Annotated in this window: 20 protein-coding genes, 3 tRNA genes, 1 pseudogene and 2 riboswitches; of the genes and pseudogenes, 11 read left to right on the plus strand and 13 right to left on the minus strand. The window is 74.2% G+C overall.

Annotated features, from left to right (window positions below; translation table 11 throughout):
• The first annotated feature begins 11 nt into the window (after window positions 1–11).
• The 3 genes and pseudogenes from G9H72_RS19560 (at window position 12) to G9H72_RS22050 (ending at window position 2567) form a co-directional block, all read left to right on the plus strand.
• On the plus strand, window positions 12–1484 hold the full coding sequence (locus G9H72_RS19560) for a family 43 glycosylhydrolase (RefSeq protein WP_166174301.1): 1473 nt from the start codon (window positions 12–14) through the stop codon (window positions 1482–1484).
• 154 nt (window positions 1485–1638) lie between these two features.
• Window positions 1639–1818: pseudogene (locus tag G9H72_RS23525) on the plus strand (hypothetical protein); the annotation flags it as partial.
• A 260-nt stretch (window positions 1819–2078) separates the two neighbouring features.
• Window positions 2079–2567 (plus strand): VOC family protein, encoded by a 489-nt coding sequence (locus tag G9H72_RS22050; protein ID WP_331272438.1) that lies wholly within the window; start codon window positions 2079–2081, stop codon window positions 2565–2567.
• A gap of 9 nt (window positions 2568–2576) precedes the next feature.
• On the opposite strand, the gene G9H72_RS19570 is transcribed toward G9H72_RS22050, so the two are convergent.
• Both G9H72_RS19570 and G9H72_RS19575 read right to left on the minus strand, forming a co-directional pair.
• Window positions 2577–2885, minus strand: a complete 309-nt coding sequence (locus G9H72_RS19570) for a hypothetical protein (RefSeq protein ID WP_166174303.1) — start codon at window positions 2883–2885, stop codon at window positions 2577–2579.
• A 5-nt stretch (window positions 2886–2890) separates the two neighbouring features.
• Window positions 2891–3634 carry an AfsR/SARP family transcriptional regulator gene (locus G9H72_RS19575; RefSeq protein WP_166174305.1) on the minus strand — a complete coding sequence of 248 codons (744 nt, stop codon included), beginning with the start codon at window positions 3632–3634 and terminating at the stop codon, window positions 2891–2893.
• A 219-nt stretch (window positions 3635–3853) separates the two neighbouring features.
• Between G9H72_RS19575 and G9H72_RS19580 the strand changes: the two genes are divergently transcribed.
• A complete protein-coding gene (locus G9H72_RS19580) occupies window positions 3854–4717 on the plus strand; it encodes a manganese catalase family protein (RefSeq protein ID WP_166174369.1) in 864 nt (287 codons plus the stop codon).
• An 89-nt stretch (window positions 4718–4806) separates the two neighbouring features.
• Window positions 4807–4971 (plus strand): hypothetical protein, encoded by a 165-nt coding sequence (locus tag G9H72_RS19585; protein WP_166174307.1) that lies wholly within the window; start codon window positions 4807–4809, stop codon window positions 4969–4971.
• A 3-nt stretch (window positions 4972–4974) separates the two neighbouring features.
• Here the strand turns inward: G9H72_RS19585 and G9H72_RS19590 are convergent, their stop codons facing one another.
• The gene (locus G9H72_RS19590; protein WP_166174309.1) at window positions 4975–7170 is read right to left on the minus strand and encodes an FUSC family protein; all 2196 of its coding nucleotides are present in this window, start codon (window positions 7168–7170) and stop codon (window positions 4975–4977) included.
• Window positions 7171–7290: 120 nt separating this feature from the next.
• Here G9H72_RS19590 and G9H72_RS19595 point away from each other — a divergent pair, with 120 nt between their 5' ends.
• Together G9H72_RS19595 and G9H72_RS19600 are read left to right on the plus strand one after the other, a co-directional pair.
• The gene (locus G9H72_RS19595) at window positions 7291–8163 is read left to right on the plus strand and encodes an ATP-grasp domain-containing protein (protein ID WP_166174311.1); all 873 of its coding nucleotides are present in this window, start codon (window positions 7291–7293) and stop codon (window positions 8161–8163) included.
• 65 nt (window positions 8164–8228) lie between these two features.
• Window positions 8229–8302 (plus strand) — tRNA-Phe (locus G9H72_RS19600).
• A gap of 66 nt (window positions 8303–8368) precedes the next feature.
• On the opposite strand, the gene G9H72_RS19605 is transcribed toward G9H72_RS19600, so the two are convergent.
• A complete protein-coding gene (locus tag G9H72_RS19605) occupies window positions 8369–9508 on the minus strand; it encodes a cation diffusion facilitator family transporter (RefSeq protein WP_166174313.1) in 1140 nt (379 codons plus the stop codon).
• Window positions 9509–9690: 182 nt separating this feature from the next.
• A riboswitch (guanidine-III (ykkC-III) riboswitch) is annotated at window positions 9691–9754 on the plus strand.
• 11 nt (window positions 9755–9765) lie between these two features.
• Between G9H72_RS19605 and G9H72_RS22685 the strand changes: the two genes are divergently transcribed.
• Complete coding sequence (locus tag G9H72_RS22685) at window positions 9766–10080, plus strand: DMT family transporter (protein WP_166174315.1); 315 nt, start codon at window positions 9766–9768, stop codon at window positions 10078–10080.
• Between the two features lie 232 nt (window positions 10081–10312).
• Here the strand turns inward: G9H72_RS22685 and G9H72_RS19615 are convergent, their stop codons facing one another.
• The 5 genes from G9H72_RS19615 to G9H72_RS19635 all read right to left on the minus strand — a co-directional run bounded on the left by G9H72_RS19615 (window position 10313) and on the right by G9H72_RS19635 (window position 15221).
• Entirely contained in the window at window positions 10313–11266 is a 954-nt protein-coding gene (locus G9H72_RS19615) for a DUF6454 family protein (protein WP_166174317.1), read from the minus strand.
• 209 nt (window positions 11267–11475) lie between these two features.
• Complete coding sequence (locus G9H72_RS23255; RefSeq protein ID WP_331272439.1) at window positions 11476–13164, minus strand: GAF domain-containing sensor histidine kinase; 1689 nt, start codon at window positions 13162–13164, stop codon at window positions 11476–11478.
• A gap of 199 nt (window positions 13165–13363) precedes the next feature.
• Window positions 13364–13437: transfer RNA gene (locus tag G9H72_RS19625), tRNA-Asp, on the minus strand.
• A gap of 55 nt (window positions 13438–13492) precedes the next feature.
• Window positions 13493–13565 (minus strand) — tRNA-Glu (locus G9H72_RS19630).
• Window positions 13566–13643: 78 nt separating this feature from the next.
• Window positions 13644–15221, minus strand: a complete 1578-nt coding sequence (locus G9H72_RS19635; protein ID WP_166174321.1) for a metallophosphoesterase family protein — start codon at window positions 15219–15221, stop codon at window positions 13644–13646.
• A gap of 54 nt (window positions 15222–15275) precedes the next feature.
• Here G9H72_RS19635 and G9H72_RS19640 point away from each other — a divergent pair, with 54 nt between their 5' ends.
• The 3 genes from G9H72_RS19640 (at window position 15276) to G9H72_RS19650 (ending at window position 17974) form a co-directional block, all read left to right on the plus strand.
• Window positions 15276–15626, plus strand: coding sequence for a metallopeptidase family protein (locus G9H72_RS19640; RefSeq protein WP_166174323.1), 351 nt, complete (start codon window positions 15276–15278; stop codon window positions 15624–15626).
• A gap of 49 nt (window positions 15627–15675) precedes the next feature.
• Window positions 15676–16173 carry a hypothetical protein gene (locus G9H72_RS19645; protein WP_166174325.1) on the plus strand — a complete coding sequence of 166 codons (498 nt, stop codon included), beginning with the start codon at window positions 15676–15678 and terminating at the stop codon, window positions 16171–16173.
• Window positions 16174–16609: 436 nt separating this feature from the next.
• Window positions 16610–17974 carry a glycosyl hydrolase gene (locus tag G9H72_RS19650; protein WP_166174327.1) on the plus strand — a complete coding sequence of 455 codons (1365 nt, stop codon included), beginning with the start codon at window positions 16610–16612 and terminating at the stop codon, window positions 17972–17974.
• A gap of 85 nt (window positions 17975–18059) precedes the next feature.
• Here the strand turns inward: G9H72_RS19650 and G9H72_RS19655 are convergent, their stop codons facing one another.
• The 4 genes from G9H72_RS19655 to G9H72_RS19670 form a co-directional block, all read right to left on the minus strand.
• The gene (locus tag G9H72_RS19655; protein ID WP_166174329.1) at window positions 18060–18368 is read right to left on the minus strand and encodes a hypothetical protein; all 309 of its coding nucleotides are present in this window, start codon (window positions 18366–18368) and stop codon (window positions 18060–18062) included.
• A gap of 89 nt (window positions 18369–18457) precedes the next feature.
• On the minus strand, window positions 18458–20341 hold the full coding sequence (typA, locus tag G9H72_RS19660; protein ID WP_166174331.1) for a translational GTPase TypA: 1884 nt from the start codon (window positions 20339–20341) through the stop codon (window positions 18458–18460).
• Window positions 20342–20461: 120 nt separating this feature from the next.
• Entirely contained in the window at window positions 20462–21997 is a 1536-nt protein-coding gene (locus tag G9H72_RS23260) for a sensor histidine kinase (protein WP_166174333.1), read from the minus strand.
• Window positions 21994–22695, minus strand: a complete 702-nt coding sequence (locus G9H72_RS19670; RefSeq protein ID WP_166174335.1) for a response regulator transcription factor — start codon at window positions 22693–22695, stop codon at window positions 21994–21996. The genes G9H72_RS23260 and G9H72_RS19670 overlap by 4 nt, the downstream gene beginning before the upstream one ends.
• Before the next feature lie 163 nt (window positions 22696–22858).
• A riboswitch (cyclic di-AMP (ydaO/yuaA leader) is annotated at window positions 22859–23026 on the plus strand.
• The last annotated feature ends 2 nt before the right edge of the window (window positions 23027–23028 follow it).

A 23028-nucleotide genomic window follows, 5' to 3' on the forward strand; every position in this document is an offset into this window, starting at 1 on the left:
GGGCAGCCGACATGAGCTTCGAGATCAGTCGTCGCGCACTGCTGCGCGGCGGGCTCGGCCTGGGCGGCGTCACGCTGCTCGGCGGCGTGCCGCTCGCGGCGCACTCCGCCACCGCCGCCACGCCGCTGCCGACGGACGCCGAGGTCTACGGCGTACCCACGACGAGCCCGCTCGTCCTCAACCGGGCCGACCCGTTCATCACCATGCCGACCAACGGCATGTACTACTTCACGGGCTCCGTGCCGGAGTACGACCGCCTGGTCGTGCGGGGCGCATCGACCATCGCAGGCCTCACCGACGCGCCGGAGTCGGTGGTCTGGCGCCGTCCCACCACGGGCACGATGGGTGGTCACATCTGGGCGCCGGAGCTGCACCGGATCGACGGCCGCTGGTACATCTACTTCGCGGCCGGTGACTCCAGCAACGTCTTCGCGATCAAGATGTACGCCATCGAGTCCACCCTCGAGGACCCGCGCGACCCCGCGGGCTGGGGCACGCCGCGCGAGGTGACGACGCCCTGGGGGTCGTTCAAGCTCGACGCGACGACCTTCACGCACAGGGGCAGGCGCTACTACGTCTGGGCGCAGGCCGAGCCGGAGATCTCGGTCAACACCAGCCTCTACATCGCCGAGATGGCCTCCCCGTGGGCGATCAAGGGCGAGCCGCGCCGCATCTCCACCCCCACGCTCGCGTGGGAGCGGCAGGGCTTCGCGGTCAACGAGGGCGCCGCGGTGCTCGTCCGCAACGGCCGCGTCTGGATGACCTACTCCGCCAGTGCGACCGACCACCGCTACGCGATGGGCCTGCTCTGGGCCGACGAGGACGCCGACCTGCTCGACGAGCTGTCGTGGCACAAGTCGCCCGACCCCGTCTTCGTGACGAACGAGCAGACCAAGCAGTACGGCCCGGGCCACAACTCGTTCACCGTGACCGAGGACGGCACCGACGTCCTCGTCTACCACGCGCGCGACTACACCGGCTACATCGGCTCGGACCCGCTCTACGACCCGAACCGGCACGCCCGGGTGCAGAAGCTCTACTGGAGCCGCGACGGCATGCCGCTCTTCGGCGTCCCGGTCGGCAAGGGCGGGCCGATCGTGAGGCTGTCGCCCACCGACGACAAGCACACGTTCGTGCGTCACTTCGCGTACGTTCTCAGCGTCGAGGAGGACTCGGACAACCTGCCGCTGGGCGATACGCAGTTCCGCTTCGTGACCGGCTTCGCCGGCCCTGGGACGGAGTCGATCCAGTCGGTCAACTACCCGGACCGGTACATCCGGGTGACCTCGACCGGCGAGGTGCGCATCGACCCGTTCGAGGGCGGGTCCGCGTACGCCGGGCAGGCCAGCTTCCGCCGCATCCCCGCGAAGAAGGGCTACCAGCTCCAGCTGGTCGGGGACCCCGCCACGTACCTGCTGCACGACAAGGGCCGGCTCACGGTCGGGGCGCTCGCGGGCAACCGCAGCATCTTCGAGCTGAGCTGACGCTCGCCGTTCCGGCCGAGGGCCCCGTCGCACCCGCGGCGGGGCCCTCGGGCGTCCGCACGTCCGGCCTCATCGCGATGAAGGCGGCACTGTGGCGGGCGTTCCGGGGTGAGTGCGGCACTGCGGCGGACGTCGTCCGGGTGAATGCGGCAGTGTGCCCGTAGGTTCGCGTGCGTGCCACATCCACACACGCCGAGGGGGCGGGAGGAGCCGGCGGATAAGGCGTCGTGGGGGCGGAGCGGCTCGCCCAGCGTCGGGACATGGCTCTCGGGGTCGACGCGCTGGTCATCGATGCGCCAATGACCCGGCCGGGCTGGCCCGCTTCTGGGCGGGCGTGCTGGGCTGGGGCCATGCGGAACGGGTCCTCGCGGAACGGGTCCTCCCGGGACGCGGCGACCGAGCCGACGGCGAGCGGGACACGGACGGGCCTGCCCTGGTCCCGAGCGACGAGACCGGGCTGCGGATCCGGTTCGCCCGGACGCGGCTGCCCAAGGCCGGCCTCAACCAGATGCCCGTCGACCTGAGGAGCGCCTTGCCGGAGGAGCAGCGACGGACGGTGGAGCGCGCGCTCGCGCTGGTGCTCCCCATCTCGTCGTGGGGCAGCGTCCCGAGGAGGGCCACGTCGTCCTCGCCGACCCGGAGGGCAACGAGTTCCGCGTCACGGAGGCGGGCAACGGGTTCCTCGCCGACTGCGGCCTGCTCGGGGCGCTCTCGTCGGACGGCCTGCCGTCGGTCGGCTACTTCTGGCGCGACGCCCTGGGCGTGCCGCGCGTGTGGGGCCAGGACGAGGAGACGGCGGTCAAGCTCCTGCCCGCCGGCCCGAAGATCGGCTGGGGAGGCCCGCCGGTGGCCCCCAAGACCGGGAGGAACCGGATGCACCTCGACCTCGTTCCGACCTCCGGTAGCACCCAGGACGAGGAGGTCGAGCGCCTGCTGGGGCTGGGGGCGCTGCGGCTGCGCGATGGCCACGAGGGCGCCGACCGGGGCGTGCTGTGCGACCCCGGCGGCAACGAGCTCTGCGTCCTGCCCTCTGCCACGACCGGGAGCTCTGCCACGACGGGCTCTGCCACGACCCGGAGCTGACGTACCGCGTCAATCGGGCGGTCGGCCCCCCGTGGAGAGCCCGGTCAGCCAGGCGCGCACCGCACGGCAGATCTCGTCGACCCCCTCGGCGGTCGTGAAGGTGTCGGCCGGCTCGCCCTCGACGTCGACCCCGAGCAGCCGGGCCCGCGGCCGCGGCTGCGCGACGGGGGACGCCTCGTCGCGAGGGGCGTCGTCGACGGGCGCGTCGGACACCCACATCGCCGGGCGCCCGCCGTCGGGGACGTCCTCCAGCCACGCGCGGATGAGCAGGACGGAGCCCGTCTCGGCGCCGGGGGCTCGACGCTCGGTGCCGACCACTGCCCTCACCGTCCCCCGTCGGCGGGGCGGCCGAGCAGCCCCGCGACCAGGCTGCGGATCGCAGGGGAGGGGCTCAGCCCAAGCTCGCTGCGCACCAGCCGGCGGAAGAGCTCGTACTGGCGGAGCGCCTCGCCGGGGTTGCCCTCGGCGAGATGGACCTCGATGACGCGGCGGTGCGCGCTCTCGCGCAGCGGCTCACCGCTGACGGCCGCCAGCCCGGCGCGCAGGGCCAGGTCGAACCGCCCCGAGTCCCGGTGCAGCACGCACAGCCGCTCCAGAGCGTGCAACCGTCGCTGCCGGTGTCGCTCCCGCTCGAGCAGGACCCAGTCGTCGCCCCAGCCCGGCAGCACGTCCTGGTCGAGCAGGCCGAGCGCGTCCTCGTCCGGCAGGTCGCCGGCCGCGCCGACCTGGCGGATCGACGCCTCGGCGCGCCACAGGTCCACGTGGGCGTCGTCGGCGAGGGCCACGTGCGTGGCGCCCGCCTTGATCAGGGGACGTACGGGGTCCGGCAGCCGCCAGAGCGTCGAGCGCAGGCTTGCGGAGGCCCGGTCGTCGGGGCTCTCCAGCCACAGCGCGCCGGCCAGCTGCTGGCGGCGCACCGGCTTGCCGACGAGCGCGAGGTAGGCGAGCAGCCGCTCGGCGGTCGCGGGCACCGCGACCGGCCCGCACTCGGCCGTGAGGGCGAACCCGCCGAGCACGTTGATCGACGCACCCGCTGCGACCGGGGCCGTGCCGAGCCGGTTCGACATGTTCTCCTCCGCGCTTTGCCGGTGTCGCCGACGTCCTGCCGACGGGCGCGTCCTCCCCCGAAGGAGGCCGTCTGAACGCTCGGCGGCGGCTTTGACGAGCCCGTCACGCGGCTGTGACGCCCACTGCGACGGCGGGGACGACGGGGGGACGACGGGCCTGTCACACCGGCCGAGCAGAACCAACAGCGTCAGCGATTGCCGAACCCCAAGGAGCTCGCGGTGTTCTTCCACTACAAGGGTCTGCAGTTCGAGGCCAAGCCCGACCGTCCCGACCCGGTGCTCGCCAAGCACCTGCAGGAGCTGCTCGGTGGCGCCGTCGGTGAGATGACGGTCGCGATGCAGTACCTCTTCCAGGGCTGGAACTGCCGCGTCCCGGGCAAGTACAAGGACCTCATCCTCGACACGGCGACCGAGGAGCTCGCCCATGTCGAGATGATCGCGACCATGATCGCCCGGCTGCTCGAGGGCGCCCCGGAGGACGCGTACGTCGAGGCCGCCAAGGACCCGATGACGGCGGCGATCATCTCCGGCACCAACCCGCAGCACAAGATCGTGAACGGCCTCGGGCCGGCGCTCGCGGACAGCGCGGGTGAGGCGTGGAGCGGCAAGTACATCCTCGCCAGCGGCAACCTGTTCGCCGACTTCTCGCTCAACGCGGCCGTCGAGATGCAGGGCCGGCTGCAGGCCACCCGTGTCTTCAACATGACCGACGACTCCGGCGTCCGGGAGATGCTGAAGTTCAACATCGCCCGCGACACCATGCACCAGAACCAGTGGCTCGCCGCGTGCGAGGAGCTCAAGGCGGACGGCCTGGAGGGCCTGCCCTCGCCGAGCAACTTCCCCGAGTCGGACCAGAACAACGAGTTCGCCTACACGCTGTTCAACTTCTCCGAGGGCTCGCAGTCGAGCGAGGGCCGCTGGGCCTCCGGCCCGACGCCGGACGGCAAGGGCACGTTCACGTACGTCGACAACCCGCAGCCGATGGCTCCGGAGCCGGTTCTCCCGCCGACGCCTCCGCAGTACTACGGCACCCCGTCGACCGGTGGCGGCATCGTGCAGAAGGTCAAGGACATCCTCACCTGACCCGCGGGCGGTGGGGCCGGCCGTCGCTCCTCGGCGCCCGGCCCCGCCCGCCCTCGCCCCACCACGCACAACCGTCGTAGGAGACCGTGATGTCGTCTGCTCGCAGGTCGTCGCTCCTCCCGCTCGTGTACGCCCCCGTCGCCGCGGTCGCGGCGGTGGAGGCCCTGTGGATGCCGGCCGCGGTCCTCGCGGCAGGAGGCGCGGCGCAGCTCGCCGCGCGGCGGCACGCCGCGCGTGCACAACCGGGGACGTGAGTCTCAGGAGGCCTGCGCCACCGCGTGCGCGACGGCCTCGACGGCCTCCACCACCTCCTCGACCTCGACCGTGAGCAGGGCGCGCTCGGGCCGGTCGACGACCGCGCGCTCGAGGCCGGCAGCCGCCGTCCGCAGCCGGTCGAGCGTCACCCGCGTCACCGTGCCCTCCCGCAGTGTCGCTGCCAGCTCGCCGAGGACCGCCTCCAGCTGCTCGCCCAGTGCCTCCGCCTCCACCACCGGCTCGTGGCGCTGGGCGTCGCCGAGCCGCGCGTGCAGCGCGAGCACCGCCTGGGCGTACCGCTGCACGGCTGCGACCGCCGCGCTGGCCGCCGCCGCCGGGAACCGCTCGCGGGCCGGCTCGGTCACCAGCCGGTCCACCGAGGCCTCCGCCTCGGTACGGGCCAGCCGAGCGGCGACAAGGCCGGTGCGCAGCGGGGCGACCCCGCGCCCGACCGGCGCCGCGTACGCCGAGAGGACCTGCCGGCCGTAGCGTCCCTGGGCCTCGAGGACGTCCGCGAGCTTGTCGGCGACGCGGTGGCCCTCCCAGGTCGGCCACGCGAGGTAGGCGACGAGCGCCAGCAGCCCCCCGACGGCCGTGTCGACCAGCCGGTCCCAGCCCGCGCCCGCGCTCGGCAGCCCCACGAGGGCGAGCAGGAAGACGATGTAGCCGGTGAGGAAGGTCGCGAACGCCGGCTGGCTGGCCTGGAAGAACGTGTACGCCGCCAGCGCGCACCCGGCGACGAGCCCCGCGAGCACGGCCTGGCCGGGGCGCAGCTCCGCCGCGAGCAGGGTGGCGGCTGCGGCCCCGACGGCGGTGCCGGCCGTCCGGCTGACGCCGCGGGTCAACGTGGTGGTGAAGTCCGGGCGGAGCACGACCAGGGCGGTCAGCGCCACCCAGTAGCCCCGCTCCAGCGGCACGATGCGGTAGAGCACGCTCGCGACGGCGAGCACGGCAGCCAGTCGCAGCGCGTGCCGGAACGACTCCGAGCGCAGGGTCAGGTTCGCGCGCACCGTGAGCACGGCTTCGGCGTCGATCAGCGCGGGCCGCGCGCCCGACCGCGAGGGCCGGGAGTCGGCCAGCGCGAACGCGGGCTCGGGTGAGCCCGCAGCCGGCTCGTTGCCGTGCAGCCGCTCCACCGTTCGCCCGGCCGCCCGCAGGTGGCCGGCGAGCGCGGACAGCGCGACGCCGGCGCCGGTCGGGAGCCCGTCCGCGTCGGCCACCCGGTCCAGTGGGGCGTCGGCCGGCTGCGCACCTCCGGGCGCCGCTCGTCGCCAGCGCCGCGACGAGCGCCGCGCAGCGACGGGGTCGATCGCGTCCGCCAGCCGGCGCAGCCGGTCCGCGGCGGCGTGCAGGCCGAGGTCGGCCCGCCCGGCCTCGCCGTACCGGCCCTCGGCCACCGCCCTGCGCCGGGCGAGGCTGAGGGCCGTGAGCTCGCTGCGGACGCGCTCGGCGAGGTCGACCAGCGCGCGGAACCGGGCCCGGGTCAGGTCGCGGGCGAAGGGGTTGGTGTCCCCGACGGTGACGGACGCCTGCTGCAGGGTCGCCACGTCGGGCAGCAGCGGCTCGGCCGAGTGCGTGCTGTCGTCGGCGTACGCCGCGAGGGCCCGGTAGGCCGCGGCCACCGACGCGCGCTCGGCGCCGTACATCCGCAGCGGCCACACGAGGACGACGAGCGTGGTCTGGACGAGCCCGCCCAGGCCCACCAGCGCGGCGCGGCTGACGGCCTCGGAGGTGGTCATCGGGTAGTCGCCGGCGATGAGCAGAGCGACACCGCACTGCAGGCCGATCACCGTCGCGGCCGGGCCGAGCGCGACGGCCAGCCCGGCAGCGAACGCCCACAGGGCGGTGACCGGGACCGCGAGCCACTCCGAGCGCACGGCCGTGGCGCCGACGAGCGTGCTGACGGCCATTCCCGCGCTGGTCAGCAGGGTCGCCCGCACGCGCGTGGCGTACACCCCCTGGAAGGACGCGATCCCCACCGAGAACGCCCCCGCGGCCGCGCTGACCGCGGAGGCGGGCGACCCGGCGAGCAGGCCGACGACCAGGACGACGAGCACCCCGGCCGCCGCGCGCACCGCCGCGAGCAGGTCGACCTGCGCCAGGTCCAGGCGGCGCAGGTCGCCCGCGATGAGTCCGCCTGCGGCCCGCGCCTGCCCCCACGGCACGGCAGCGTCCCCGTCGCGCTCCCGCCGCTGCATGAGCCGGTCCTACCCGAGCCGGCCCGACGGCCACCCCGCGGGGTGGCGCGGGCAGGGCGGGGCCGGGCGCGGTCGCTAGGGTGCGATCGACCTCGCCTTCTCGAGCCAGGAGCCGCTCCCGTGGACATCGTGCTCGTCACCGGCAGCGACATGCCGAAGCCGGATGCCGAGGTGCCGCTGCTCGTCGACGCGTTGACCGCGCGCGGCCTCGACGTCGTCGTCCGGGCGTGGAACCAGGCCGGCCAGGACGGCACGTCCTGGGACCCGGCGCCGCTCGTGGTGGTGAAGTCGCCCTGGGACTACTTCGACGACCGGGCCGGCTTCGTCCGGTGGGCCCATGAGGTCGCCGGCCGGGCGACGCTGGTCAACCCCGCGCAGGTGCTCGAGTGGAACAGCCACAAGGGCTACCTGCTCGACCTGCAGCAGGCCGGGGTGGCGGTGCTCGAGACCGTGCTGGTGCGGCGTGGCGCGGGCGAGGGGGAGCGGGCGGCGGCCCTCGACCGGCTCGGGGGCGAGGTCGTCATCAAGCCCGCCGTCGGGGGCGGGGCGTGGGGAGCGCTGCGCACGCCGGCAGGAGCGGAGGCGGCGGCGGGCCACCTGCGCGCGCTCGCCGCCGACGAGGACGTGCTGGTGCAGCGCTTCGACCCGTCGGTGCTGTCGGCGGGGGAGGCCTCGCTGATCTACTTCGGCGGCCGCTTCAGCCACGCGATCCGCAAGGTGCCGGCGGCCGGGGACTACCGCGTCCAGGAGTTCTACGGCGGGCGCGTCCTGACCCACGAGCCGGGCGAGGCCGAGCTGGCGGCAGCGGCGGCCGCCCTGGGCGTGGCGCCCGGGGCCGGCCTGGCGTACGCCCGGGTGGACCTCGTCCGGCTGGACGGCGAGCCCGCGGTCATGGAGCTCGAGCTCATCGAGCCCGAGCTGTTCCTGCCGCACGCCCCGGGCTCGGTCGAGCGCTACGCCGACGTGCTCGTCGGGCTGCTGCCAGCAGGGTGAGGCGGCCGTTCGGGAACTGGCTGCGCACCCGCACCGGAGGGCAGTTACACTCGATCCCGCTACCCGGGCAGGTAGCTCAGTTGGTACGAGCGTCCGCCTGAAAAGCGGAAGGTCGGCGGTTCGACCCCGCCCCTGCCCACGCTCACGGGCTCCAGGAACCTCGCGTTCCCGGAGCCCGTTCGCGTTCCAGCCCTCGCCGTCACCCTCAGCGCGGGTGGGAGTGTCGGTGCTCGTGGTGGCCTGCCGGGCTCGCGTGCACGAGCGCGGCGCCGAGCCGGGGGACCGCGCCCAGCAGGTGCTGCTCCGCGGCGTGCGCCACGTCGTGCGCCGCCGCCAGGCTGAGCGCCGCGTCGACCGCGATGTCGACCTCGGCCCGGAGCGAGTGACCGATCCAGCGCACACGCAGCTCGCGCACCTCGGTGACGCCCGGCAGTGCCGCGACGACCGCCTCGGCCCGGTCGACGATGGCCGGGTCGACCGCGTCCATCAGCCGACCGCCGACCTGCGCGACGGCCTGGCGGAGCACGCCGAGGATGGCGACGGCGATGAGCAGCCCGATGACGGGGTCGGCGAGGTCCCAGCCCAGGGCCACGCCGAGCGCGCCGAGCACCACGGCCAGGCTGGTGAAGCCATCGGTGCGCGCATGCAGGCCGTCGGCCACCAGGGCCGCGGAGCCGATGCGCCGCCCGACCCGGATCCGGTAGCGGGCGACCAGCTCGTTGCCGGCGAAGCCGACCAGCCCGGCGAGCGCCACGGCCCACAGGTGGTCGACGTCCTGGGGCGAGAGGAGCCGGCGGATCGACTCGTAGCCCACGAGGACCGTGGAGAGCGCGATCATGGCCACGACGAACAGCCCGGCCAGGTCCTCGGCGCGGCCGTACCCGTAGGTGAACCGCCTGGTCGGGGGCCGGCGGGCCAGGGCGAACGCGATGAGCAGCGGCACCGACGTCAGGGCGTCGGCCACGTTGTGCAGGGTGTCGCCGAGCAGTGCGACCGACCCGGACAACGCGACCACGCCGGCCTGCACGAGCGCCGTGACCGTCAGCACGAGCATGCTCGTCCAGAGCGCGCGCCGACCCGCGGCGTTCGCCTCGAGCGCGCTGTCGACCCGGTCGGCGGAGTCGTGCGAGTGGCCGCCGAGGACCGCCGACAGCTCGTGGCGAAGCGTGCCCCACCTACCGTGCGGGTGGTCGTGCGGGTGGTCGTGCGGGTGGTCGTGCGGGTCGTCGTGCGGGTCGTCGTGCGGGTCGTCGTGCGCGTGGTCGTGCGCGTGGTGGGGGCCGGGACCGTGGGAGTGCGCCGGGTGCCCGGAGACGTGCGGGTGGGCGGGATGCGCGCGCGACATGAGGTGCAGGATCGGCCGCGCGACGCGTTGCAGCAACTCACCAGAAGGGCAGCTCGGGCGTTTGCCGAGGACCGCATCCTGCACATCGTTCGCGATCGCGCATGCCTTCCACCTGGAAGGGCTGTGCCCGAGGCCACCACGAGGAGCCCTGGCCGCTGCCGTCGGGGTTGCGTACCGTTGGCACCGAGCCCCTACCGGCTCCCGGACGAGCGGTGCCGTACCCGGTGTGCGACAAGACGGCGCCACGGAGGTCTCTCGTGGCTTGGCTCGTGCTCTGCGTCTCCGGTGTCCTCGAAGCGGTGTGGGCCGCTGCGCTGGACAGGTCCCAGGGGTTCAGCCGCCCCGTCCCCACCGTCCTGTTCGCGGTCGCGCTCACCGCGAGCATGGGCGGGCTCGCGTACGCGATGCGGGACCTCCCGCTCGGCACGGCGTACGCGGTGTGGGTGGGCATCGGCGCGACCGTGACGGTCGCGTACGCCATGGCCACCGGTGCCGAGGCGGTGTCGTTGGTGAAGGTGCTCCTGCTGCTCGGGATCGTCGGCTGCGTGATCGGGCTCAAGGTCCTGCACTAGGCCGTCCCGGGCCCCCGCCCTCTCCTGACCTGCATCTACAGAAGACCGTTTCCTCCGTCGGATACGGCGCCTTCCTCCGTGCGGAGGACGGGCGTCGGGACCCGGGTCGCGAGCCACGCCACCTTGACCGTGCGCCGGCCCGGGAGAGCCAAGAGCAGGGCCACACGAGGGAGTCAGGAGCGGCGGTGCCCCGGCCTACCCGGCCGGGGCACCGCGCGGATGTCCACGAGGATCAGGGCTTCGCGGTGAAGGTCAGCATGCGCGCGCTGACGCCGTCGTCGGGGACGACGGTGAGCCGGACCGAGCCGTCCGGCTGCAGCGCCAGGTCGCTGGGGTTCCGCAGGATGTTGGCACCGGACGTGGACCACCTGAAGACCGGCACCTCGTGGCCGACGGTGAGCTTCTTCGTGTCGACCACCGCCACGCCGCCCATCCGGATGGCGGCGTTCGGGCCGGCGACCTCGGTCAGCCCGGTGCAGAGCATCGACCGGCCGCTGAGGAAGTCGCAGTCCTGATAGTCGACGAAGTGGCTCTCGTTGGGCCTCGTGCCAGCGACCCGGCCGTTGCGCCTGAGGTCGTAGAAGGTGCGCGAGCCCCAGCTGACGCCGACGAAGCGGTCGCGCGTGGTGTCGTGGACGATGCCGCCGAGGTGGTCCGCGACGCGGAACGCCTCCGTCACGGCGTGCGTCGTCGGGTCGACCCGGTAGACGATCGACCGGCTGTTGGGGCGGTACTCCGCGACCGGCACCCACAGGCTCTCGCCGTCGAAGTCCAGGCCGCCGGGGTGGTAGACGGCCCCCTCGCCGAGCAGGATGTCGGCCTGGAGCTCGCCCTGGTCGTCGAAGGCGAACAGGTGGCCACGGCCCTTGCCCGGGGTGCGGTCGTAGCCGTCCACCGGGGTCGGGTAGCGCACCGTCGGCTCGAGGATCTCGACGCTGCTCATCCACCACAAGCCCCCGATCCGCAGCATGCCCTGCGGGTGGTGCGCGTCGAACCGGAGCGCCAGGTCGCCCGTCTGCTGCCAGGCCGTCGAGCGGGTCAGCTTCTCCACGGTCGTGACCAGGGCCGGGGTGTCGGCCGCGGCCCGGTGGGCGGCGGTGCCCGCGGCGACCGCGGTCAGGGCGGCCGCGGCCGTCAGGGCGAGCGTCCGGCGGACGCGGCGCGGGGCAGCGGGAAGAAGGTGCACGTCGTCTCCTCGGCACGGGCGGAGCGGTCGCGGGGAGGCAACTACGCGCACCTTGAGTCCGCGTGCCGATCGCATGAAGCCCTGTCGAACGCGCCCTGTCGACCGTGCTCCGTCGTCCGTGCGTGCGTGCGTGCGTCCGTGCCCGTCCGACCGTGCCCTGGCGAGCAGCTGCCGGAGCGGCCCCCCGTGGCGCGCGGCCCGCGGGCCGGTCAGGGGATCGTGAACCGGACGGTCGTCCCGCCGCCGGGCGTCTGCTCGATCCAGATGCGGCCCCCGTGACGCTCGACGATGCGCTGGCAGGTCGCGAGCCCGATGCCGCTGCCCCGGCCCCGCGACCCCGTGGAGAACATGGCGAACACCCGCTCGCGCTGGTCCGGCGGGATGCCGAGCCCGTTGTCCGCGACGGCGAACTCCCAGCCGCCCTCGCCCTGCAGCGGTGCGGCGGTCACCACGACCTGCCCCGGCCGGCCCGGGGCGCGGTAGCGGATCGCGTTCGTGAGCAGGTTCTGCAGCAGCTGACGCAGCAGCACGGCGTCGACCCGTGCGGCGGGCAGCGCCTCGGGTGCCGACAGCACGACACCGGCCGCCTCCGCCTCGGCGGCGACGTCCTGGAGCACCTGATCGAGCAGCGCGCCGGTGTCGACCGGCCGCGGGTCGCACGGCTTGCCGCCGGCGCGCGCGTACGAGAGCAGCGCGTCGATGAGCCCGCGCATGCGGGTGCCCGCGCCGCGCGCCGTGGTCACCCACTCGCGTCCCTCGTCGGTCAGCGCCTCGCCGTGCACGTCCAGCAGCAGCTCGAGGTAGCCGTCGATGACCGCCAGCGGCGAGCGCAGGTCGTGGCTGGCGACCGCCGCGAACTGGGCCAGCTCGTCGTTGGACCGCTCCAGCTCCGCGGAGCGGGCGGCCAGGGCGGCGTGCGCGGCCTCCAGCGCGACGCGTTGGGCACGGTCGGCGGTCACGTCGGTCTGCGCGACGACGGCGCCGAGCGACGACCCGTCGGCCCGCTGGAGCGCGCGGCCCGAGGCGAGCACGCGGATGGGCTCCCGGCCCGGTGGGGCGATGACGAGCTCGGCGTCGCTCACGGACCCTTCGCGCAGGGCGCGGTGCAGGGGGACCTGCTCGGCGGGGAGCGGGGTGACCCCGTCCGCGGCGAGCAGGCTGTAGGCGGAGGCGTGGTCGCCGGGGTCGAGGCCGCCGTCGGCGGGCACCCCGTGCCAGTCCAGGGCGGCCCGGTTGAACATCGTCAGCCGGCCGTCCGGGGCGGCGGCGACGACGGCCACGTCGATCGTGTCCAGGACCGCCTGGGTCAGCTCCTGCCGCTCCTCGAGCTCGCGGATGGTGAGCGCGACCAGATCGCGCTGCTCCTGGGCCTCAGCGGCGAGGGCGGCGCTGCGCCGGGCCTCCCGGCGGCGCTCGAAGAGGGCGACGACGATCCGGGCGAGGTCCTCGAGCCGAGCCACCTGGTGGCCGTCCAGCCGGCCCGGTGCCGAGTCGAACACGCAGAGGGAGCCGAGAGCGTGCCCCTCGGGTGACATCAGCGGGAAGGAGGCATAGAGCCGGACCCGCGCGAGCCGCCCCGTGACCCAGGGGTTGGCGGCGTAGTCCGGGTGCACGCTGGCGTCGGGGACGAGGACGCTCCTGCCGCTGCGGAAGTGCACGGCGCACATCGAGTCCGAGCGCGGGGAGTCGCTGCCCTCGAAGCCCACCGTCGTCAGCTGGCACTGGCGGCTCTGGTCGATCAGGTTGAGGGTGGCGGTCGGGACCCCGGCCACCGCTGCGGCCACGCGCAGGACGGCGTCCAGCTCGGCGTCGGCGGGGCGGTCGAGGATGCCGTACGACACCAGCGTCTCCAGCCGCTCCCGCTCGTCGCGGTCGAGCAGCTCCTGGCCCTGACGCACCTGCACCTCCCTCCACGTCGCCGGACGATCCCATCGGCACGCGGGGCCTGCGGTTGAGGCGTCCCGGGGGCCTTCGGCCGGCGGTGGGCGCATGAGGGTGTGGGGTACGTCACGCGGGCATCCCGGGCCTCACCTGGCTCTGCCCGCGATGCACGAAGGCCCGGCACCGGTGCACCGGTGCCGGGCCTTCGCCTGGAGGCGACCCCGACGGGACTCGAACCCGCGGCCTCCGCCGTGACAGGGCGGCGCGCTAACCAACTGCGCTACGGGGCCTTGCTCGGCCTTGCGGCCGTCGTGCAGGAGAAGTATTCCATACGGATACCGCTCGTGCCCCCAACGGGATTCGAACCCGTGCTGCCGCCTTGAAAGGGCGGTGTCCTGGGCCTCTAGACGATGAGGGCAAGTCTTCGCCTTGGCCACCCGTCGGGGTGCGCTCCTCACGATACGGGACGCGGCGGCCGGACGGGCAGGTGAGGCCCTCAGCGACCCGCGGTAGGCCCGGCGGCCGGGACGGGGGCGACGGCCGCGGCCTCCTCCGAGGCGACGTGGCGCTCGACGGTCGCCGAGGCCAGGCCGAGCCCGCCGAGGGAGATGTCGTCCCACGCGGTGAGCCGCCTGGTCTCCCGGTCGACGTAGAGCACCGAGAGCTCGATGGGCGTCGGGTCCTCGCCCTCGAGGCCGCGCAGCCCCGCGCCCCCGGTCGACCCCTGCACGAAGAGCCGGGTCCCCTGCTCCATCACCTCGGTCGAGCGCTCGTGCACGTGGCCGGCGATGACGAGCGGGACCGCCCCGTCGAGCCGGCGGGCCGTGACCGGGTCGTGGACGACCGCGATGTCGACGGGCGGCACGGCGGCCCGGGCCGTGGCGGCGAGCTGGTCCCCGAGCGTGACCAGCGGGTCGTCGGCGCTGGCCTCGCCCTTGCCCACCTCGTCGTCCCGCGTCTCCTTGTCGGGGGTGAACCGGGGGTCGCCCGCGCCCAGGAAGCGCAGCCCGTCGAGGTCGAACGGCTCCCCGGTCAGCACCTTGGTGTTGTGCTGGCGCTCCACCGCGGCGGCCGTGGACGCCGAGTCGTGGTTGCCCTTGATGAAGACGTAGGGCGCGCCGAGGTTGCCGATCGGGCGGGCGAACGCGTTCTCGAGCTTGCTGCCGTGGTCGGTGAGGTCGCCGGCGTCGACGATGAGGCTCACCGAGAACTGCTGGACCGTCGACCGGATGACGTTCCACGCCGAGGGGTTCAGGTGGATGTCGCTGACCACGAGGATGCGGATGTCGGTCGTGTCCTCCGGCAGCACGGGCAGCGTGGAGGTCGTGGCGTAGAGCTGGGAGACGTTCCCGACCAGCTTGCCCAGCTGCTGGCTGTAGCGCCCGAAGTCGCCGACGATGTCCTCCGCGCTGCCGACGATGCCGGGCGCGCTGGCGAGCAGGCCGGAGTACTTCGGCTCCCGGATCGCGTCCGAGCGCAGCGTGAGGCCCGCGGCCCCCAGTGAGGCGGCGACGACGGTCAGGGCCAGCCCGGCGCAGGCGATCGCTGGCCGCCGGCGGCGGTAGACGAGCAGCCCCAGCAGGCCGGCCCCGGCCGTGGACGCGGCCAGCGTGACGACGACGAGCCGCAGGAGCGCCGAGCGGACGTCGGCGGTCGCCCGCCCGGGGAGCGCGTCCAGCGACGTGGGGTCGTCCACGATCGCGCGCGCCTCGTCCGGGTCCAGCCGCTCGACCGCCACGTCGACCGCGAGCGGGCCGTCGTGGGTGTCGAGCTCGATGGACCCGAGGGGCGGGATGCGCACGTCCACGTCGCCGTGGTCGTTCCAGGCCACGCTCAGCCGCGTCTGCGCCGGGCCGACCGGTGCGTCGACGTGGCCGGCGACGGCCAGCCCGAGCCAGCCGCCGAGCAGGGCCACGACGAGCACGCCGAGCCATCGTGCCGCGCGGGAGGTGACAGCCCGTCCCGCGAGGCGGCCCGGCGCGGAGCGCCGCGTGGCGCGCAGGGCGCGGCGGAGCGGGCCGGGCCGCGGCGTGGTCGCGGTCGGAGCGGGCCCGGGGGGCTGATCGAGGCTCATGTCCGGCCTCCCCTACCCCTGAGCACCCCAGGCCCGGCGCCATAGGCTCCTGCTGTGGTCGACGTCACGCCTGCCGAGTTCGAGGAGCTCGTCGCCGACGCCCTGGACCAGATCCCGGAGCAGCTCGGCCGGCTCATGCGCAACGTCGCCGTGGTCGTGGAGGAGGAGCCGCCGGAGGACGACCCCGAGCTGCTCGGGCTGTACGAGGGCACGCCGCTGACCGAGCGGGGCGAGTGGTACACCGGCGTCCTCCCCGACAAGATCAGCGTCTTCCGCGGCCCGTTGCTGCGGATGTGCGAGACCCGCGAGGAGGTGGTCGAGGAGGTCCTGGTCACCGTCGTGCACGAGGTCGCCCACCACTTCGGCATCGACGACGACCGGCTGCACGAGCTGGGGTGGGAGTAGCCCGTCCGGCGTAGCTGCGCGCCGTACGGACGGCGAGTAGCGTGGTGACATGGAGCCGCTCGTCGTCCTGGCCGCGGCGGCCCCCGCGGCCGGTGCCGCCGGCTGGGGGTCGTACCTCGTCGTGGTGCGCGCCGTCCGCAGCTGCCGTCGCGCGAGCGAGCTCGCCCGGCTGCGCGCCGAGGCCCTCGTGCCCGGCCCGCGGGGCGACGTGGCCCGCGTGCGCCGCCGGCTGGCCGCGGAGGTGGAGGCCACGGCTCAGCTGCTGCGCCACTGCCGGGCCGCCGAGCGCGCCGTCGGGGACACTCCCGCGCTGCTGGCTCGGCTACGCACCGCCGCCGCCTCCCTGGACTCCGAGCTCGCGCTGCTCGCCCGCGAGCGCGACCTCGGCGTACGCCGGGCCGGCGCGGCGACGGCGCTGGCCCAGGCCGAGGAGCTGGTCCGGGCCTCCGCGGTGTTGCGGCTCGCCCTCACCAGCGCGCGGGAGCGGCGCGACGTCGACAGCCTGGTCGAGGACCTGCGCCTCGAGGCGCGCGCGCTGCAGGCCTGAGCCGCCTGGGCCGGGTGGCCTGGCGCTTCGCCGGGCGAAGTAGTGGCACCGCGCTGGGAGACGCCTCTCGGCGAACGGCCGCTCGAAGCGGCTGATGATGGAGCCCGGGGTCATGCCCCAGCGCGGCACCTGGAACAACGGTGCACCACGCGCTCGCATTCCGGCAAACCGGGGGTGCAACGGCGCGGGGTAACCCACACGGGGGCTGACCGATCGGGCTAGCCTGGGCCGGGATGGGAACCCGCAGGCCGCTCAAGCCCGTTGCGGTTGCGGACGATGCATCACCCGGATGGAGGACTCCAGGCGCACTGACGGCCCTGCCGCCCTTCGCCACATGAGTCACATCCGCCCCACCTGCCACTGAACGGACAGCAGCCGTCCCCGTCTCCCTCCTGATGACGAGACCGGTCTGCCCCGCGAAAGGACACTTCGCCTCATGCGTCTCACCCGGATCGGCCGCCTGGGCGCGGCTGCCGTCACCGTCGCGGTGGCGGCCTCGCTCACGCAGGGCGCCGGCAGCGCTCTGGCCGCCCCGACGCCGACCCCGGCGGACTACTTCGGCATGCACGTGCTGGGCGCGGGCACGGCCGGCGTCTCGTACCCGAGCAAGGGCACTCTCGGCTCCGTCCGGCTCTGGGACGTCGGCGGCACCTGGGCCCAGCTGCAGCCCACCCAGGGGACCTGGGACGCCGCGGCGGTCAAGCGCCTCGACACGGCGGTCGCCCAGGCCAAGGCCCAGAAGGCCGCCCCGCTGCTCGTCCTCGGCCAGACGCCCACGTGGGCCAGCAAGGACCCGAGCCGCACCTCGGACCCCATCGCCGCCGGCTCCGCCGTCGCTCCCCGCTCCACCGTCTACTGGACCAACTACGTCAAGTACGTGGTGGACCGCTACTACAAGAAGGGCGTCCGCTCGTTCCAGACCTGGAACGAGCCGAACGGCGGCCTCTTCTGGGACACGTCGACGGCGTCGTCGGCCAAGGACATGGCCGCGCTCAACCTCGCCGCGTACCAGGTCATCCACGCCACGACGCTCAAGGCCAAGAAGGTCAAGGTCAAGGGCAAGACGGTCACCAAGAAGGTGCCGGTCGCAAAGTACCCCGGCGCCGTGCTCGTCAGCCCCGGCCTGATCAGCCGCCGTCCTGCGCAGGTGTCCTGGCTGCGCCAGTACTTCGCCCAGAAGAACGCGCGCCAGGTCGACGTCATCGGCCTGCACCTCTACCCGAACCCCGGCAAGACCCCGGAGTCGACGCTGACCCAGCTGGCGACGGTCCGCAAGAACCTCGCGGCGAACAAGCTGGCGAGCAAGCCGGTCTGGGTCACCGAGGTCAGCTTCGGCGGCGCGGTCGGGGGCTCCCAGGGCAAGCCCGAGGTCATCGCCCCCGAGTACCAGGCGGCGTACGTCGCGCGCATGCTGCTGCTGGCCCGCTCGAACAAGATCGACCGGCTCTACTGGTACGCCTGGGACGCGCACGGCGTGCTCGGTGTGGAGCTGACCGCGGTGGCGGGCTCCCGGACCAGCGTCACCCGCGCCGGCACCGCCTGGGGCGTCACCCGCAACTGGATGAGCTTCCCGCTCGACCGCTGCCTGCGTGACAGGCAGGGCGTCTACACCTGCACCACCAAGCGCGGCAAGGGCTTCGGCTACGTCAAGTGGACCGACACCCCGCGCAAGAACGTGCGCATCAAGGCCCCCGCCGCCACGACGGCCGTGTTCGACCTGCAGGGCAAGAAGACCGCCCGCAAGGCCGGCCAGGCCGTGACGATCGGCAACTCCCCGATCCTCATCACGACCAGCAAGTGAGCTGACCGCCCCGGCGGCCGCACGGCAGAAGGGCCCGCCCCCCGTCCGGGGGGCGGGCCCTCGTCGTTCCCGCGGTGCAGCGCGCTCAGCGCGTGGTCAGGTCCACCCGGGCCAGCGTGCGTACGAAGGCGGAGGCCTCGATGGTGCCGTCCTCGCAGGAGGCGGCAGCCGCGCACTCGGCGAGGGTGGCGGCGTACTCCGCGAGCGCGCGAACGAAGGCGAGCGTGGCGCGGGGGTCGCCACAGATGTCGTCGGTGACGCGGCGCAGCGTGGACTCGCGGGCGTACGGGTCGAGGTCGACGGTGTACGCGCCGAGCAGCTCGAGCGCGCGGGCCCGACCGGTGCCGAGGACCTCGGCCGGGGTCGGGGCGGGGGTCAGGAAGGAGCGGTCCACGCCTGGCAAGTCGGCAGGCCGCCGCCTCAGCTGAGGACGACGGCCTGCCGGTACCGCAAATTGTTTCGCTCAGGCACCCGGTCGGGGCGTCAGCCGTTCGCCTTGGCGGCTCGTCCGCGCGTACGGCCACGGGTCGTCGCGTCCAGGATCACCTTGCGGATCCGGACCGCGGTGGGGGTCACCTCGACGCACTCGTCCTCGCGGCAGAACTCCAGCGACTGCTCCAGGCTGAGCTTGCGCGGCGGGACCAGGCGGACGAGCTCGTCGCCGGTCGAGGAGCGCATGTTGGTGAGCTTCTTCTCCTTGGTGATGTTGACGTCCATGTCGTCGTCCCGGGAGTTCTCACCCACGATCATGCCCTCGTAGACCTCGGTCGTCGGCTCGACGAACATCGTGCCGCGCTCCTGCAGGTTGAACATCGCGAACGGGGTCGCAACCCCGGCCCGGTCCGCGACGAGCGAGCCGGTGGGCCGCGTGCGCAGCTCGCCCGCCCACGGCTCGTACCCCTCGAACACGGCGTTCGCGATGCCGGTGCCGCGCGTCTCGGTGAGGAACTCGGTGCGGAAGCCGATGAGGCCGCGCGAGGGCACCAGGAACTCCATGCGGATCCAGCCGGTGCCGTGGTTCGTCATCGTCTCCATGCGCCCCTTGCGGACCGCGAGGAGCTGGGTGATGGCACCGAGGTACTCGTCGGGGGCGTCGATCGTCAGGCGCTCGACCGGCTCGTGCAGCTTGCCGTCGATGGTCCGCGTGACCACCTGGGGCTTGCCGACCGTCAGCTCGTAGCCCTCCCGGCGCATCTGCTCGACGAGGATCGCGAGGGCGAGCTCGCCACGGCCCTGGACCTCCCACGCGTCGGGACGCTCGGTCGGCAGCACGCGCATCGACACGTTGCCGACCAGCTCGCGGTCGAGGCGGTCCTTCACCAGGCGGGCGGTCACCTTGTTGCCCCGCTCGCGCCCGGCGAGCGGGGAGGTGTTGGTGCCGATCGTCATCGAGATGGCGGGCTCGTCGACCGTGATCAGCGGCAGCGGACGGGGGGCCTCCGGGTCCGCCAGCGTCTCGCCGATCGTGATCTCCGGGATGCCGGCGATGGCGATGATGTCGCCGGGGCCGGCCTTCTCGCCGGGGACGCGCTCGAGGCCCTCGGTGACGAGCAGCTCGGTCACCTTGACCCGCTCGATCGACCCGTCGTGCTTGCACCAGGCCACCTGCTGGCCCTTGCGCAGCTCGCCGGCGAAGATGCGGCAGAGCGCGAGCCGGCCGAGGAAGGGCGAGGCGTCGAGGTTGGTGACGTGCGCCTGCAGCGGCGCCTCGGGGTCGTACGCCGGCGCCGGCACTGAGTCCAGCAGCACCTGGAAGAGCGGCTCGAGGTTCTCCGAGTCGGGGAGGCCGCCGTTCTCGGGGCGGTTCAGTGAGGCCCGGCCGGCCTTCGCCGAGGCGTACACGATCGGGAAGTCGATCTGGTCCTCGTCGGCGTCGAGGTCGAGGAAGAGCTCGTACGTCTCGTCGACCACCTCGCCGATGCGCGCGTCCGGCCGGTCGACCTTGTTGATGACGAGCACGACCGGCATGCGCTTCTGCAGCGCCTTGCGCAGCACGAACCGGGTCTGGGGCAGCGGGCCCTCGGAGGCGTCGACGAGGAGCACGACCGCGTCGACCATCGACAGCCCACGCTCCACCTCGCCGCCGAAGTCGGCGTGGCCGGGGGTGTCGATGATGTTGATCGTCAGCTCGCGGCCGCCGATCGAGTGCTTGACGGCGGTGTTCTTCGCGAGAATGGTGATGCCCTTCTCGCGCTCGAGGTCCATCGAGTCCATGACCCGGTCGGTGGCCTCGGCGTGCGCGGAGAAGGCGCCGGACTGCCGGAGCATGGCGTCGACGAGGGTCGTCTTCCCGTGGTCGACGTGGGCGATGATCGCGACGTTGCGGAGGTCGTCGCGGCGGGCGAGGTTGGCGGTCGCACTGGGCACGACTAGCCAGTCTACGGCCGGAACGCCACCTGGTGGACAACACGACCGCACCGGGTGCTCGGCAGCAGGTGCCGGGCGCCTGGCCGCACGCGAGGTGGCGGGTGCAGGCGCCCCGGCCCCTCAGCCGAGGTCGAGCACCTCGGGCGTGCCGGGCGCTGCCGCCCCGTGGTCGGGCGCCGCCCGCAGCGGAAGCCGCAGCCGCGCGACGGTGCCTCCGCCGGCCCGTGGCTCCAGGGCGGCCGAGCCGCCGTGCTCGGCCGCCACCTGCGCGACGATCGCCAGCCCGAGCCCGCTGCCCGGCACGGCGCGCGCCTCGGTGGCCCGGTAGAACCGCTCGAACACGCGCTCGCGGTCCGCCGGGTCGATGCCGCGCCCGCGGTCCGCGACCGCAACCTCCGCCCGTCCCGGGGCGACGTCCGCCCGTCGCACCGAGACGTGCAGGACGGCCGGGTGCGGCGCGCTGAACTTCACCGCGTTGTCGAGCAGGTTGTTGACCGCCCGGGTGAGGCCGGTGGCCCGCCCGGGGATCACCAGCGGCTCGGTCTCGACGGTGAAGGACGCGTCCGGGGCGTGCCGGCGCGCCCGGGCCACGCACCGCTCGACCAGCTCGTCGAGACGCAGGTCGCCCGGCACCTCCTGCCCGGCGTCCTCGCGGGCGAGCGCGACCAGCTCGTTCATGAGCGTGGTCAGCTCGACGGCCTGCTCCCCGAGGTCGGTCAGCATCGCCTTCCGGTCCGCTGCCGACAGCGCCCCCGGCCCGCGCTCCTCGGCCCGGGCGAGCAGCTCGACGTTGGCGCGCAGGCTGGTCAACGGCGTACGCAGCTCGTGCCCGGCGTCCTCGACCAGCCGCCGCTGCTGGAGCCGCGCGCTCTCCAGCGCCGCGAGCATGGCGTTGACACTGCGCGCCAGCCGCGCCACCTCGTCGTCCCCGGTGACCGGGATCGCGGCGCGCAGGTCGCGGGTGGCCGCGACGTGCTCGGCCGCGGCCGTCACCCGGCGGACCGGGCCGAGCCCCGCCGACGCCACCGCGCGCCCGGCGAACGCTGCGGCCGCGATGCCCAGCAGCGAGAAGAGCCCGAGCAGCAGGGCGAGCGAGCGGAGGGTGCCGTAGACCTCGTCGAGCGACCGGGCGACCTGCACGGCGCCGGGCCCCGTGCGCAGCGTGGCCGGCGCCGTGATGATGCGGACGTGCGACCCGTCGACGGTGGCGTCGCGCAGCACCTCGCCCTTGCCGGTCCGCGCGACCTCCACGTCGGCCGCCGTGACGGGCAGGGTGAGGCTCCCGTTGCGCTGGAAGGCGGCGCGCCGCCCCGTCGCGTCGATGTACTGGATGTTCTGCGCCGCGGCCTGGTTGAACGCGCCGGGCGGCGGGCCCCCGCGGCCGAACCCGCGGTCGGGACGGCCACCGCGCCCGACGACGGCGGCGAAGCGGGCCTCGGCCGCCACCTGCTCGCGCAGCGTCTCGTCGGTCTCGCTGCGCAGCTCCGCGCGGACGGACAGCCAGGCCACGGTCGAGACGAGGAGCACCGCGCCGGCGACGACCAGCGCGACGATCCCGGCCAGCCGGGCCCGCAGCCCCGGGTGCCGCCAGCGGGCGACACGGCGGCGCAGGCCCGCGGGCAGCCGTCCCCACAGCTCCCGCAGCGTCCCGGTCACCCCGAGGTCGCCTCGCGCAGGGCGTAGCCGACGCCGCGCACCGTCTGCAGGATGCGCGGCTCGCCCTCGGCCTCGAGCTTGCGGCGCAGGTAGCCCACGTAGACCTCGAGGCTGTTGGACGTGGTGCCGAAGTCGTAGCCCCAGACCCGCTCGAGCAGGACCGTGCGGGTCAGCACCTGGCGCGGGTGGCGGAGGAAGACCTCGAGCAGCGAGAACTCGGTCCTGGTCAGCTCCAGCAGGCGCTCGCCCCGGCGTACCTCGTAGGACACCGGGTCCATCGACAGGTCCGCGAACCGCAGCACGTCGTCCTCACCGGGGCCCTCTCCTGGGGCCGACAGCCGGGCGCGGCGCAGCAGCGCGCGGACACGGGCGAGGAGCTCCTCGAGCGCGAACGGCTTGAGCAGGTAGTCGTCCGCGCCGGCGTCCAGCCCGGCGACCCGGTCGCCCACGCCGTCGCGCGCGGTCAGCATGAGCACGGGCGTCGTGTCGCCGGCCGCGCGGAGCCGCCGGCAGGCCTCGAGCCCGTCCATGCGCGGCATCATCACGTCGAGCACGACCGCGTCCGCCGGCGACGCCTCCAGCTGGGCGAGGGCCTGGACGCCGTCGGCGGCGGTCTCGACCTCGTAGCCCTCGAACCGCAGGCTGCGCGCCAGCGCGTCGCGCACGGCGGGCTCGTCCTCGACGACCAGCACCTTCACGGTTCCAGGAGTAGCAGCCACGGCTGAGGACCGGCTGAGAGCGTGATGCGACGCACAGGGCCGAGACTAGGCCTCGGCTCAGGTCCCTCGCATACGGTGTCGAGGCAGAGATCGACGGTCGCAAGGCCGTCCACGCACCGGCTACGCCGAGTCCTGCCCCGCCGGTGCGACGACGTCTACTCCGACGTGGGGCAGGAGCGGGGGACCCACTCCTTCGCGAGACCGCCGGACGGCAGCAGCCGCCCGGCTCGGGGTGAAGCCGCAGCAGCGGCCGGGGCACTTCCGGTCCCGAACCCGACAGCTCACCTCGCAGGCGTGCTGGAAGGGCTCTTC

Origin of the sequence: Motilibacter aurantiacus (assembly GCF_011250645.1) — a bacterium.
In the GTDB taxonomy this organism is placed as follows: Bacteria; Actinomycetota; Actinomycetes; order Motilibacterales; family Motilibacteraceae; genus Motilibacter_A; species Motilibacter_A aurantiacus.